13 protein-coding genes are annotated in these 12916 nt (G+C 60.1%); 8 read left to right on the top strand and 5 right to left on the bottom strand.

What is annotated here, in order from left to right:
* Positions 1–19 precede the first annotated feature (19 nt).
* Both UM93_RS07060 and UM93_RS07055 read left to right on the top strand, forming a co-directional pair.
* Complete coding sequence (locus tag UM93_RS07060) at positions 20–328, top strand: DUF3039 domain-containing protein (RefSeq protein ID WP_157874115.1); 309 nt, start codon at positions 20–22, stop codon at positions 326–328.
* A gap of 45 nt (positions 329–373) precedes the next feature.
* The gene (locus UM93_RS07055; RefSeq protein ID WP_045074632.1) at positions 374–2167 is read left to right on the top strand and encodes a DEAD/DEAH box helicase; all 1794 of its coding nucleotides are present in this window, start codon (positions 374–376) and stop codon (positions 2165–2167) included.
* A gap of 116 nt (positions 2168–2283) precedes the next feature.
* On the opposite strand, the gene thrS is transcribed toward UM93_RS07055, so the two are convergent.
* The 3 genes from thrS to UM93_RS07040 all read right to left on the bottom strand — a co-directional run bounded on the left by thrS (position 2284) and on the right by UM93_RS07040 (position 5747).
* A complete protein-coding gene (gene thrS, locus UM93_RS07050) occupies positions 2284–3504 on the bottom strand; it encodes a threonine--tRNA ligase (protein ID WP_045074630.1) in 1221 nt (406 codons plus the stop codon).
* A 251-nt stretch (positions 3505–3755) separates the two neighbouring features.
* Complete coding sequence (locus tag UM93_RS07045; protein WP_045074628.1) at positions 3756–4424, bottom strand: nicotinamidase; 669 nt, start codon at positions 4422–4424, stop codon at positions 3756–3758.
* Between the two features lie 9 nt (positions 4425–4433).
* Positions 4434–5747, bottom strand: a complete 1314-nt coding sequence (locus tag UM93_RS07040) for a nicotinate phosphoribosyltransferase (protein ID WP_045074627.1) — start codon at positions 5745–5747, stop codon at positions 4434–4436.
* Positions 5748–5783: 36 nt separating this feature from the next.
* On the opposite strand from UM93_RS07040, the gene clpS reads away from it, so the two are divergent.
* From clpS to rdgB, 6 genes are all read left to right on the top strand, one after another.
* Positions 5784–6086 carry an ATP-dependent Clp protease adapter ClpS gene (clpS, locus tag UM93_RS07035; RefSeq protein WP_045074625.1) on the top strand — a complete coding sequence of 101 codons (303 nt, stop codon included), beginning with the start codon at positions 5784–5786 and terminating at the stop codon, positions 6084–6086.
* A complete protein-coding gene (locus UM93_RS07030) occupies positions 6079–6723 on the top strand; it encodes a DUF2017 family protein (protein ID WP_045074624.1) in 645 nt (214 codons plus the stop codon). Before clpS ends, UM93_RS07030 begins: the two co-directional genes overlap by 8 nt.
* Entirely contained in the window at positions 6720–7646 is a 927-nt protein-coding gene (gene murI, locus UM93_RS07025; RefSeq protein ID WP_045074622.1) for a glutamate racemase, read from the top strand. The genes UM93_RS07030 and murI overlap by 4 nt, the downstream gene beginning before the upstream one ends.
* Positions 7647–7659: 13 nt before the next feature.
* Positions 7660–8457 carry an MBL fold metallo-hydrolase gene (locus UM93_RS07020; protein ID WP_045074620.1) on the top strand — a complete coding sequence of 266 codons (798 nt, stop codon included), beginning with the start codon at positions 7660–7662 and terminating at the stop codon, positions 8455–8457.
* A gap of 168 nt (positions 8458–8625) precedes the next feature.
* Positions 8626–9381, top strand: a complete 756-nt coding sequence (gene rph, locus UM93_RS07015; protein WP_045074619.1) for a ribonuclease PH — start codon at positions 8626–8628, stop codon at positions 9379–9381.
* A 13-nt stretch (positions 9382–9394) separates the two neighbouring features.
* Positions 9395–10027, top strand: coding sequence for an RdgB/HAM1 family non-canonical purine NTP pyrophosphatase (gene rdgB / locus UM93_RS07010; protein ID WP_045077033.1), 633 nt, complete (start codon positions 9395–9397; stop codon positions 10025–10027).
* 95 nt (positions 10028–10122) lie between these two features.
* On the opposite strand, the gene UM93_RS07005 is transcribed toward rdgB, so the two are convergent.
* Together UM93_RS07005 and UM93_RS07000 are read right to left on the bottom strand one after the other, a co-directional pair.
* Positions 10123–10842 (bottom strand): VTT domain-containing protein, encoded by a 720-nt coding sequence (locus tag UM93_RS07005; protein ID WP_052663669.1) that lies wholly within the window; start codon positions 10840–10842, stop codon positions 10123–10125.
* Between the two features lie 112 nt (positions 10843–10954).
* On the bottom strand, positions 10955–12832 hold the full coding sequence (locus UM93_RS07000; RefSeq protein ID WP_045074617.1) for a Na+/H+ antiporter: 1878 nt from the start codon (positions 12830–12832) through the stop codon (positions 10955–10957).
* Between the last annotated feature and the right edge of the window lie 84 nt (positions 12833–12916).

Genomic DNA, 12916 nt, shown 5'->3' with positions numbered 1-12916 from the left:
TCCGGGTAGCATGGAGACTATGAGTTTGCCTCCCGATCCCTTTGAAAACGATCCCGGTAGTAGCTCTCCCGGTGGCTCCACGGCGACGTTGGAGCGCACTGAACAACGTGAAGAACTGGAGCCCGGGGATAGTGAACGCTTTGCTCATTATGTGCGCAAAGAGAAAATCCTTGAATCGGCTCTCAGCGGCGAGCCCGTGATCGCGCTCTGCGGAAAAGTGTGGGTGCCGGGGCGGGACCCTAATAAGTTTCCGGTCTGCCCGGATTGCAAAGCGATCTATGATGGCCTGCGGCCTGGTAAATCAGACAAAGATAAAGACAAAAAGTAGGCTAACCGTGCCGCATTCTGGCGGCCGAAAGCTTGAAAGTAGCAAGTGACTGAAACCCTCTTTGGGCCCGATTCCGCTGGCTCGGGTGCCAATGCGCCTGACCCTGTGCTGCCTCCGGCATACCCGGATCGTGCTGCCTGGGGCACCGCCCAGAAGCTGCGTGCCTGGCAGTCAGAAGCGCTACACAAATACTTCACCGAAGCGCCGCAGGACTTTCTTGCGGTGGCTACCCCCGGTGCCGGTAAAACTACCTTCGCATTGACCGCTGCTCGGACCTTACTGGATGGTGGCCAAATCAATCGGATCACCATCGTCACGCCGACCGACCACCTGAAGCGACAGTGGGCGGATGCTGCCGCGCGGGTGGGCATCGCGATTGACCCAAACTTCAAGAACGCCGATGGCAGACATGGTCGCGACTTCACCGGCGTCGCGGTAACCTATGCGCAGGTCGCTTCGAAGCCGGCCCTACACCGTGCTAAAACCGAAGCCGGAAAGACTTTGGTCATTCTTGACGAGGTGCACCACGCCGGTGACGCGCTCTCCTGGGGCGACGGCATTAGGGAGGCCTTCGAGCCAGCGCAGCGGCGACTGGCACTAACCGGAACGCCGTTCCGCTCCGACACCTCGCCGATCCCTTTCGTGGAGTATGCCGAGGATCGTGACGGCATTAGGCGCTCTCGTTCCGACTACAGCTACGGCTATGGGGAAGCGCTTAAGGATCACGTGGTTCGCCCGGTGATCTTCATGGCCTACTCGGGGCAGATGCGTTGGCGAACCAGTGCCGGGGAGGAAGTTGCCGCAACGCTCGGTGCGGCGGTAACCAAAGACATTACCGCTCAGGCCTGGCGAACCGCGCTTAACCCCGGTGGCGAGTGGATCCCGGCGGTCTTAGCTGCCGCGGATAAGCGCCTCTCCGAGGTGCGGCGTACCGTTCCCGATGCCGGTGCCTTGGTGATTGCCACCGATCATGAAGATGCTAGGGCCTATGCAGGCCAGCTGAAAAAACTGACCGGTGAATCTCCTACCGTGATTCTTTCCGACGACTCTCGAGCTTCTAGCAAGATCGAAGAATTTAGCGCCAACACCAGCCGTTGGATGGTGGCCGTTCGGATGGTCTCCGAAGGCGTCGACGTGCCGCGGCTAGCCGTCGGGGTCTATGCCACCTCGACCTCGACACCGTTGTTCTTCGCGCAGGCCGTCGGCCGTTTTGTGCGCGCTCGCAAACGTGGCGAAACGGCCTCGATCTTCCTGCCCTCGGTGCCACAGCTAATGGGGCTAGCGAACGAGCTGGAGCTCGAACGCGATCACGCACTCGACCGGCCAGAGCAGGAAGCCGACGGTTTTCAGACCGAGGATGCCGAGATGCTTGAGGCAAATCGGGAAGAGAAAGCTTCAGATGGCCAGCAGAAGTCTGCCTTCGAAGCATTGGAGTCACAGGCATCTTTTGATCGAGTACTTTTCGACGGCGGCGAATTCGGCCATGCGGGCGAGATTGGTAGCGAGGAAGAGCAAGATTTCCTGGGCATCCCAGGTTTGCTCGACGCGGACCAAGTGGCGACGCTGCTGCGGCAGCGACAGGCCGAGCAGGTCAGCCGGCGTCGGACCAAACCGCAGCCCCAGGCCGCGGCTATCCCGGATCACCGGCAGTTGATGGACTTGCGTAATGAACTGGCCAAGAACGTCTCAGCCTGGTCGGCGCGGACCGGGACCCCGCACGGTGTGGTACACACCGAACTACGGAAGCTCTGCGGCGGTCCGGCAGTGGCACAGGCAAACGAGGCGCAGCTAGAAGAGCGCATTAGACGTTTACAGGGCTGGTTCATCGGCCGAAAGTAACCGCATCGCTCCCAGCCGTCCCATCGAGTGTTAGCGGAGTGACGGATGTTCCAATAAATGCTGATCATCTGCATCAGCTGAATCATTCAGCGGGACAGCTGGGAGAAGAAGTGCGGTTAGAGCGACGGGGAACTCGAGCGTTCGGCTAGGTTTTTGCTCAGTGAGAGGATTAGCTCATCGACCGCTAGTTCACGGTCAACGCCGAGCTTCGGCAGCGAAAGGTTGACGGTTCCTGACTCTGCCTCCCGAGCACCGATCACCGCGATCCACGGCACCCGGTTATTCCTTGCTTTTCGGATCCGGGAGCCCAAACTGCCCTCGAGTTCAAGATCGACCCGCACCCCCTGACCGGCTAAGCTCTCAGCCGCAGACTCCGCAGCGGCCAGCTGCGCCTCACCAATCGGCAGCAGCACGAGCTGAATCGGGGCGAGCCACGGCGGAAGCTGCGCTTGGTACTTCTCCAACAACAAGGAAATCATTCGTTCCATCGAGCCGAAGAGCCCGCGGTGGATCATCAGCGGCTGCCGCGCTGCACCATCCTCGGCAATGTACTTCAAGCCGAAACGCTCGGGTTGCACAAAGTCGAATTGCACGGTGGAGATGGTTTCTTCTTTGCCAGCGGCGTCAATGAATTGCGCGTCGATCTTCGGCCCGTAGAAAGCTGCTTCACCTTCCACCCGACGATAGGGCAGAGCCAGTTCCTGTAAGACACTTTCCAGTAGAGCTTCCGCCTGATCCCACTGTTCCGATTCCCCCAGAGACTCTGGCCCACGGGCAGAGAGCCGGTAGTAATCAACCTGGAGATCCAGGATTTGGTAGCCACGTTGAATTGCCTGGATGGCGCGAACCACTTCCTGACGGGCTTGATTTGGGGTGCAGAAGACATGGCAATCGTCCAAATTGATTTGCCGCACCCGGCTCAAGCCAGAAAGCACTCCGGAGAGTTCACTTCTGAACATCGCGCCCAACTCGGCATAGCGCACCGGCAAATCGCGCCAAGAATGAGGTCTAGAAGCATAGATCATCGCGTGATGTGGGCAGTTCGCAGGGCGTAGCACTAGTTCCTGCTGGCCCACCTTGAGCACCGGGAACATATCCTCGGAGAATTTCTGCCAGTGCCCACTGAGCTCGTAGAGTTCGCGTTTGGCGAGGACGGGGGAGTAGACCCGCTGAGCTCCGCTACGCAGCGCCTCCTCGGCCGCAAGTTTTTCGAGTTCCGAACGGATTACCGCGCCAGCGGGTAGCCAGAGCGGCAGCCCCGGGCCGACCAAGGGATGTGAGGCGAAGAGATCCAGCTCGCTGCCGAACTCGCGATGATCAAGATGTTGTTGTTCCATGATTTTCCTTCTGCTGAAGGGAGCGCCCGAGACAAACAAAAAGACCCCGGGAATCACTCCCAGGGTCTGCTATCAGTTAGTTGCTACGGTTGCTCGCACTGAATGACGCCGGGACTGCCCAGCGTCGTCGTGCTCAACAAGAACTTCATCTACCTAGCATAGCGGTCAGGACACGAGGTATGCCAAGCTCTGCAGAGAACTCGGTGGCTAACCCTGCGGCCCGAGAGATGCGGAGCGAAAGATTCAGAGCCTTAGATAATTTCGACGCCAGCCTCGGTGAGCTCGGTCAGCGCAGCCTGACTACCGGCTGGATCGATTCCGGCGCAGAGCTCGCTGAGCAGGGTCACCTCGTAGCCCGCCGAAACTGCGTCCAAGGCGGTAGCCCGGACGCAATAGTCGGTAGCTAGGCCGACAATGCTGACCGAGTCGACCTCGTGCTCTTGCAGCCACTCATCAAGGCTCGGCCCATCGTCGTCCCCGTCGTACCCCACGTCCCCGGAGCTCTCTGAGTTTTCGGGGTTTTCGGTCTGCTCGGGATTTCGTGGCCCGGTGGGCACTTCGTCTTCGGGAGCTAAGAAACCCTCAAACCCTGAATAGGCGGCCTGATACTTGCCCTTGCGGAAGTATGCGTCCACATACTCGGTATCCAGGTTCGGATGGAGTTGAGCCCCCTTGCTCCCGGCCACGCAGTGCACCGGCCAGGAGTCGATAAAGTCTGGGGTCTCGGAAAAATGACTGCCCGGGTCAATATGCCAGTCCTGAGTAGCCAGCACATAATCGAATTCACGGCTTTCGGCGCCAAAGGTGGAATCTAGTAGTTCCGAAATGCCGGTGGCGACTTCCTCGCCGCCGCTGACCGCGAGAGAACCGCCCTCGCAGAAGTCATTTTGCACATCGACAATGATCAGCGCTTTGGGCATGCGGAACTCCTAGGACTCGTATTCGGTGGGGATCACTGGCTCGCCCTTTTGCAGGCGTCGCCACGAACTGGGTAATTCTGCTGTTGAGGCCTGGTGACGTGCGGTCGCTCGCTGGACACCCGCATTGCCGGTCCAACCGTCGACCAGCACGCCATTGACCACGAAGTCGTTCATTAAGGCACGATCGTCGCCGTCGTCTTGTGGGCGGTGACCAATACCAATCAGTTCCTGCACTGCGCGTCCCTCGGGGGAGCGCCGACGTAAGGCGTATTTGCGGCCACCCACGCTGGTTTTGTTTTTCGCGGCCTTGGCAACCGAAACGAAATCGCCCTCGTCGTTGGCCCGACTGACCAACTTATAGACCATCCCCGCGGTCGGCGCGCCGGAACCGGTAACCAAGGAGGTGCCAACGCCGTAGGAATCGACTGGAGCAGCAGCCAGCGCGGCGATTGCGTACTCATCCAGATCGGAGGTCACTACAATCCTGGTGTTTTCGTTCCCTAGCGAGTCGAGTAGAGCTCGCACTTCGTGGGCTTGGGCGATCAGATCACCGGAATCCAAGCGCACCGCACCGAGTTCCGGCCCGGCAAGCTCAACCGCTGTGCGCACCGCCTCGTTCACGTCATAGGTATCGACCAACAGGGTGGTTCCGACGCCCTGTGAAGCGAGCTGGGCCTGGAACGCTTCGCGCTCGGAGTCGTGCAGCAGGGTGAAGGAATGCGCCGCGGTGCCTACCGTTGGCACTCCGTAGCGCAGCCCTGCCTCGAGGTTCGAGGTACTGGCGAAGCCAGCGATCACAGCGGCCCGAGCGGCGGCCACCGCTGCTTCCTCATGAGTGCGACGGGAGCCCATTTCGATGCAAGGCCGGCCACCCGCCGCTGCGGTCATCCGGGAAGCCGCCGAGGCAATCGCACTATCGTGATTCAGCACCGAGAGGATGTACGTCTCCAAGATGCATGCTTCCGCGAAGGTCGATTCGACGATCAAAATTGGCGAGTTAGGAAAATAGACTTCGCCTTCGGCGTAGCCGTAAATATTTCCGGAAAAACGGAAGTTCGCCAGGAAGTCGAGGGTTTGTTGATCGACGACCTGTTGCGTCGCCAAAAAGTCCAGTTCGGCTTCCTCAAAACGGAAGTTCATGATCCCCTCGAGCAGCCGTCCGGTGCCGCCTACCACGCCGTAACGGCGGCCATCTGGCAGCCTCCGGGCGAAAGCCTCGAAAACGCTAGGACGCATGGCCCGGCCCGAGTGCAAAGCTGCTTGCAACATGGTCAGTTCGTAGTGGTCAGTGAATAACGAGGTGCGCGAGTTGATGGAGATCACAGCAGTACTCTAACCGGGCTCGCCTAGAATAGGCAGATGAGTACTAGTACTTTGTCCGAGGTTGCCGCAGAAAGTTCTGCCTTAGAGGCCGCCGCTAGCGCTGCGCCCTGGCTGCTGGTGGTCTGGGATGATCCGATCAATACGATGGAATACGTTGAGTACGTTTTTCAGAGCTACTTCAACTACCCCCAGAAGCGCGCCAGAGCCTTGATGCTGCAGGTTCACCGCTCTGGCCAAGCGGTGGTCTCCGAGGGATCCCGGGAGAAAGCTGAAACCGATCTGATGGCAATGCATTCCTATGGTTTGCAGGCTACCGTGCGTCAAGGTGGACATGAGTAGAGAATTCGTTGTCACTCAAGACAGCATTATTGGCGGCATAGGGGAGAGCGAACGCAGGCTTTTTCAGGGGATTTTTTCCTCCGTGATTGAAATTCTGGAGCCGGTTGATGAAGCCACCGCCGATCCGCTGGAGGCGCTGGTCGGCTGGGATCAAGAAATCTCTGCACCCGAGGATCCGGCGCTGCGTCGATTACTTCCCGACGGAGTTGCTGAGAACCCGGAGGAGGCGCTGGAACTCCGACGGTTGACCGAGCGTTCGGTGCGGCAAAGCAAGGTGGGTGCGCTCCGGGCGGCCAGTTTGATGTTTGATTCCGAGGAACTCAGACTGAGCCTAGCGCAGGCAGAGCTGCTCGCTAGGGCGCTCAATGATGTTCGGCTGGTGCTTGCTGAAAGGCTGAACCTGCACTCCGCCGAAGCGGTTGAATTGTTAACCGAGCAACTTGTGGAACCTGCTGAAGCCGGTGAAGCAGACTCGGAAACCAACTCGGAAGCGGAGTCTGAAGAAGACGTGCTAGGCGTGATCTTCCGGTTCGCCTCCGCCCTGCACGGCGCACTAGTGCACGCGATGCTCAGATTGCGGCAGACTCAGCAAAGCGATGAGCACCTTGGCAGCAGCGGCCGGGAGGATGAAGAATGACGGCTTCAGCCGGTCTTAGCGGAGTGCCAGAGCTCGGGACGCAATCGCCGATCGGAATTTTCGATTCTGGCGTTGGCGGCTTGACGGTAGCCCGCGCCGTGATCGATCAGCTGCCGCATGAGGCTATTCTCTACGTTGGCGATACCGCGAATGCACCGTATGGGCCATTACCGATCGCTGAGGTGCGGGCGAACGCCCTCGGGGTGATGGATGAATTAGTGGATTCCGGGGTTAAGTTGCTGGTCATCGCCTGCAATTCAGCGACTGCAGCGGTGCTCTCTGACGCTCGTGAACGGTACACCGCAAAGGCGGGAATTCCAGTCGTTGAGGTGATTCGACCTGCGGTGCGCCGAGCGGTCGCCGCTACCCGCAACGGTAAGATCGGCGTCATCGGCACCACCGCCACGGTCACTTCCCGAGCCTATGAGGATAACTTTGCGGCGGCGCCGCACCTGCAGATCACCTCGGTGGCCTGCCCAGAGTTCGTGCGATTCGTGGAGTCTGGCATTACCTCGGGACCGGAGTTACTTAGCACCGCCGAGAGGTACCTGGCACCGCTGAAGGCCGCCGGGGTGGATACTTTGATCCTCGGCTGCACCCACTACCCACTGCTCACCGGGGTGATTTCCTATGTGATGGGCGATGGCGTCAGCTTAGTTTCCAGCGCGGAAGAAACCGCTAAAGATGTCTACGCTGCGCTTGTCCGACACCACTTGGAGCGTACTGCGGTGCAGCAACCCGAACATCGTTTTGTGGCGACCGGTGATGCGCAGACCTTCGAGTCCCTGGCCCGGCGATTCCTCGGTCCGGAGGTGATTTCGGTGGAACATGCCGCTCACGTTTCGGCACACTATCCCACCGGATCGCTGGCCCGGATTACGCCGGAAATGATCTCCGCAGCGCAGCAGCGGCGAGCACTGTGAGCGGAGTGCGTCGATGAAGCTCACCATTGTCGGCTGTAGCGGCTCGTTCCCCGGCCCGCAGTCTCCTGCCTCCTGCTACCTGCTGACCGCTCACGACGGTGAGCGTGCTTGGCGGATTCTGCTGGATTTGGGCAGCGGGGCGCTCGGCGCGGTACAGAAATACATGGATCTGCAGGATATTGACGGAATTTTCCTGAGCCATCTGCACCCCGATCATTGCATGGACCTGTGCGGCCTCCATGTCGCGGTGCGCTGGGATCCCGATGGTTGGGCAGCGGGTAGGATCCCGGTCTGGGGGCCAGCCGCCACAGCGGACCGGCTTGCCACTGCCTACGGTTTGGATCCCGAGCCTGGCATGAGCGAGGAGTTTGATTTTAAGGTTTGGACGGAGAAAGCTGCGGTGCAGCTCGGCCCGTTTCGAATCACCCCGTACGCCGTCGACCACCCTATGGAAGAGGCCTACGCTTTGCGGGTGGAGGTTACCGAGTACGACGGCACCGGAGTGGATCGCACCGTGGTACTGAGTTACTCGGGCGACACCGATTCCTGCCCAGGCCTGGTGGAGGCTGCTCAGGACGCGCATTTCTTTCTTTGCGAAGCTGCCTTCCAGGAGGGCCGGGACGATGCCATTAAGGGCGTCCATTTGAGCGGTAAACGAGCCGCCGAGGCCGCGGTGCAGGCCGGCGTGCGACGACTCTTGCTAACCCACCTTCCGGTCTGGACGGAGCCAAGCGTGGTGGTCGCCGAGGCCAAGGCGGTCTATCCGGGGGATGTCGCCGTCGCGGTAGCCGGAGTCCACTACACCATCTGACCATCTTGTCAGTGGCCACCATCTCCGTTTGGTCCGCGGATCCGGCAAGCTTTCCGAGCTGTCCCATGGATTGTGGCGGAGGGGGTGGCAGTTCCCTTGAGAGCGGTACATTCTTCACTCTGGGCGTCGTCGGTGGGACAACAGGTGAGGGTTGGGTAGGCTGGAACCATGTCATTGAGCGGATCACATACTTCAGCGGAAAACCTTCGGGCGGATGGCCGGACGGCGGACCAACTTCGGGATATATCGATCACCAGAGGATGGTCAAGTCAGGCTGAAGGGTCAGCTCTTATTGAGTTCGGGAACACCCGGGTGCTTTGCACCGCCTCACTGACCGAAGGCGTGCCGCGCTGGCTGCGCGGTGAGGGCAAGGGATGGGTTACCGCTGAATACGCGATGCTGCCAAGGGCGACCAATACCCGTTCAGACCGGGAATCGGTGAAGGGAAAAATCGGCGGCCGTACGCATGAGATATCTCGGCTGATTGGTCGTTCGCTGCGGTCCATCATCGACACCAAGGCGCTCGGCGAGAACACCATCGTGCTGGACTGTGATGTGCTGCAGGCCGACGGCGGCACCCGCACGGCGGCAATCACCGGCGCTTATGTTGCGCTCGCCGAGTCCATTCGCTTCGCCCGCGAGAAGAAACTGATTTCAGCTTCAGCACAACCGCTGTTGGACACCGTAGCGGCGGTATCGGTGGGCATTATTGATGGCGAACCTATGCTGGATCTGGCTTATGTGGAAGATGTCAGTGCCGAGACCGACATGAATGTGGTGGTGACCGGTAGCGGTAAATTCGTTGAAGTGCAGGGTACCGCTGAGGGCGCGCCTTTTGATCGCGATGAGCTCAATGCGCTATTGGATCTGGCTCTGCTCGGCACCGCTCAGCTGGCCGAGATCCAGCGCGAGACGCTGAGCTGAGACGATGGTCCTGATGGCCGAGCCGCGGCTAATCCTGGCCACCCACAATCAAGGTAAGTTGCGGGAACTGCGGGAGTTGTTGCGCGGCCAGGTCCCGAACCTTGACGTCGACACCCAGGTAATCGACGCAGCCGCGGCGGGTGCCCCCGATGTGGTCGAGACCGGGGTGACTTTCGCCGAAAACGCGCTACTCAAAGCCCACGCCGTGAGCGCCGCGACCGGCCTGCCAGCGATTGCCGATGACTCGGGTTTAGCGGTGGATGTGCTCGGTGGTGCGCCGGGGATTTTCTCCGCGCGCTGGGCCGGAAAACACGGTGATGACCTGGCTAACCTTCATCTCTTATTGGCCCAATTGGGCGATATCTCCGCCGAACATCGTGCCGCCGGATTCGTCTGCGCAGCAGCGCTGGTGGCCCCCGGCGTCGAAGTGGTTGAGCTGGCCGAATTGCGGGGCACTCTGCTCAGTGAACCGCGGGGAAGTAATGGCTTCGGCTACGATCCGATCCTGCAACCCGAGGGCATGGAGCTTTCCTGCGCCGAACTGGACCCGACCGAGAAGAATCGAATCTCGCACCGCGGCCAGGCTTTCCGGAAGTTGCTGCCTGCGGTAATAGCCACCCTGAGCGAATTGCCCGGAGAACGCTGAACCCGAGCTTTTAAAGAACTGAGTGTGCAGTTCTACACGTTTTAGAGCACTCACAACGTGTAGATCTGCACACTCAGCAAGAAGAGATGGCCGACTTAGCTCTGTTCGGCTTGCTTCCGACGGGATCGCCAACCGCGGATAACCTCAATGATGATCGGGATTACCGAGATCAGCACGATCAAGATGAAGATCAAGTCGAGGTTCTCGGTGACCCAGGGGATTCGGTCACCCAGAATGAAGCCGAGCAGCGTAACGCCGCCAGCCCAAAGCACGCCACCAACCAGATTGAAGATGGTGAAGTGCCGCTTGTTCATCTGGGCTACGCCAACAATGACCGGCACAAAGGTTCGGACGATCGGTACGAAGCGGGCCAAAATAAGCGCTTTGCCGCCGTGCTTCTCAAAGAACTCGTGTGCTTTAGTGATGTTCTCCTGCTTGAAGAACCGTGAATCTGGTCGGTTGAAGATGGCTGGCCCGGCCTTTGCGCCGATCATATAACCCACCTGATTTCCTACCACTGCGCAGATTATCAGCAGCAGGACCAGCACCCAGATATTGATTGGTAGCTTGCCCGCAGCGGTCAACAGCCCAGCGGTGAAGAGCAGCGAATCACCGGGGAGGAAGAAACCGAGGAGCAGGCCGGTCTCGGCGAAAATAATGCCACAGGCGATCACGATCACCCAGAAACCCAGAGCCGGGTTGTCCAGAATATTGATCGGGTTGAGCCAATCCGGGAGCAGACCGGTACGCACCGGTCCGCCGAGGAAAGCTGCCTGAAGGTCAAAGGCCCCGAGGCCTGAAGCTAAAAGAGTCACCCTTCAAGGGTACGGTACAGCACTCAGCAGCCTAGGCAGCGCTGACTGTGAAGCGAGCACAGGGAACAACTAAGCAGCGGGTTTTGAGATCTAAGCGAAGTTCCCTACGGACCTAGCCCAGCAACTCGTCCGGATAGCACCACCGCCAGCTTTCACCGGTCTCCACACTACGCATCACCGGATGGCCGCTCTGCCGGTAGTGGCGATCCGCATGTCGGCCCACCGAGGAATCGCAACAGGCCACCTTGCCGCAGCTCAGGCACATTCTGTAGTGCACAGTGCTGGTGCCCTCCTTAACGCAGTCCTCGCAGACCAAGGTCTCGGGGACCGGGCGGTCACGCGCAGCTTGCAGATGTTCGCAGCCGCCCTCTGTGATGCTCTCCTCGGTGGGATCGTCAAACTCGGGGTCTTCCAGGGCGCTTTCCAGCATCGACTCCTCCACATCAAGTCGATTGAGCACCTCGGCCAGCACCTCATGAGGATAATCGCCGCCACGCCGCAGGCTGAGCACTTCCTGACGTTCTGCGTCCAGCATCTCCTGGCGAAGCTGTGCGTAACGCTGGGAGGGGGTCATTGCCTCGCTACCTGGCCTACCCAGTCGCTCCCAGGCCGCGAGGCCGCGCTCCTGGGTGCGACGCTTAAGCATTGCCAGCACTTCCGGAGGATCATCATCGGTGGTGATTTCGCGCAGATGAGCCACGCCAGCGGAGGTGGCACGCTGCATCACGGCGGCCTCGGAGAGTAGGTCCTCGCGTTTGTCTGGGCCACGCACCTTGAGGGTGCGGACCAAGGCTGGCAGAGTGAAGCCTTGCAGCGCTAAGGTGCCACCTACCACCACCAGGGCGGCAAGGATAAGAACTTCGCGATGCGGTAGCTCGGTGGGTAGGGTGAGCGCTGCAGCAAGTGTCACCACGCCGCGCATTCCGGCCCAGGAAATGATGGCCGGAGAGGTCCAGGAAGGATTGGGGTCGGCCTGGCGCACCGCCGGAATGAGTCGCGGCAAATAGGTTGCTGGGAAGACCCAGATGGGTCGTAAGAGAAGAACGGCGACAAGTACCGCGAGGCAACCCCACCAGATCGCGGCCAGTCCCAGAGAATCCTCCTGGACTTCCTGAATGATTGTCTTAGCCTGCAAACCAATGATTAAGAAAACCGAATTCTCCAAGAGGAACTGCACCGTGGTCCAGTTGCTGCGCTGGCTCATCCGGGAAGCACCGCCGGGCATCGCCGGGCTCTTGAAACCCATGAGCAGGCCGCAGACCACCACGGCGAGCACACCAGAGGCCGGCATGTCGAAGAGATGGAGTTCCTCGGCCGGTAGGTACGCCAGGAACGGCGCGGCCAGGGACATTGACGTATTGATCGCTACGTTGCGTACTCGTTTGCGGATAAAGGTCAGGATGATCGCTACAACGACGCCGATCACCACGCCGCCGCCCGCTGCCCAGAGGAACTGAGCACCGGTCTGCCAGACCGAAATAACCCCACCGGTGGCGGCGATCGCGGCGCGCAAGGTGACTAGCGCGGTGGCGTCGTTGACCAAGGATTCGCCCTCCAGAATGCTGACAACTCGTCGGGGCATTCCGACTCGGCGAGCGATCGCGGTGGCGGCGACAGCATCCGGGGGAGCGACCACTGCACCCAGCGCGATCGCCGCAGCTAGCGAGATGCCGGGGAAAACCCAATAAGCCACCAACCCGACGCCGAGCGCGGTGAAAATCACATAACCCACCGAGAGCAGACCGATAGCGCGCCTATTGCTGCGGAAATCAACGAGCGAGGTTTGATAGGCGGCGGCGAAGAGCAGCGGTGGCAGGATGGCGACCAGGATGATCTCTGGGTTCAGTTCCACCTCCACCTGGGGGATAAACGAGGCAGCTGCGCCCACCACCACGAGCAACAGCGGCGCGGAGATATTGATTCTCTTACCTATCGCGCTCACCGCGCAGACCACCAGCACAATAGCCAGCAAGACCCCAATGAATTCCATTCGATCATTGTGCCAGTTCCTGACCGACTCGGTTGCCCGCAGGGAACCTCCGGTGGCTTCATGACGGGATGACGCGGCTTGGCT

The sequence above is a fragment of the Psychromicrobium lacuslunae genome (assembly GCF_000950575.1).
In the GTDB taxonomy this organism is placed as follows: domain Bacteria; phylum Actinomycetota; class Actinomycetes; order Actinomycetales; family Micrococcaceae; genus Renibacterium; species Renibacterium lacuslunae.
The sequence above is the reverse complement of the archived record's forward strand: the minus strand, read 5'-3'. Positions and strand labels throughout refer to the sequence as shown.

Excerpts from the sequence above, each read along its gene's own strand:
- UM93_RS07060 (WP_157874115.1), top strand. The coding sequence starts at position 20 with ATGAGTTTGCCTCCCGATCCCTTTGAAAACGATCCCGGTAGTAGCTCT.
- thrS (WP_045074630.1), bottom strand. The coding sequence starts at position 3,504 with ATGGAACAACAACATCTTGATCATCGCGAGTTCGGCAGCGAGCTGGAT.
- UM93_RS07045 (WP_045074628.1), bottom strand. The coding sequence starts at position 4,424 with ATGCCCAAAGCGCTGATCATTGTCGATGTGCAAAATGACTTCTGCGAG.
- clpS (WP_045074625.1), top strand. The coding sequence starts at position 5,784 with ATGAGTACTAGTACTTTGTCCGAGGTTGCCGCAGAAAGTTCTGCCTTA.
- UM93_RS07030 (WP_045074624.1), top strand. The coding sequence starts at position 6,079 with ATGAGTAGAGAATTCGTTGTCACTCAAGACAGCATTATTGGCGGCATA.
- murI (WP_045074622.1), top strand. The coding sequence starts at position 6,720 with ATGACGGCTTCAGCCGGTCTTAGCGGAGTGCCAGAGCTCGGGACGCAA.
- UM93_RS07020 (WP_045074620.1), top strand. The coding sequence starts at position 7,660 with ATGAAGCTCACCATTGTCGGCTGTAGCGGCTCGTTCCCCGGCCCGCAG.
- rph (WP_045074619.1), top strand. The coding sequence starts at position 8,626 with ATGTCATTGAGCGGATCACATACTTCAGCGGAAAACCTTCGGGCGGAT.
- rdgB (WP_045077033.1), top strand. The coding sequence starts at position 9,395 with ATGGCCGAGCCGCGGCTAATCCTGGCCACCCACAATCAAGGTAAGTTG.
- UM93_RS07000 (WP_045074617.1), bottom strand. The coding sequence starts at position 12,832 with ATGGAATTCATTGGGGTCTTGCTGGCTATTGTGCTGGTGGTCTGCGCG.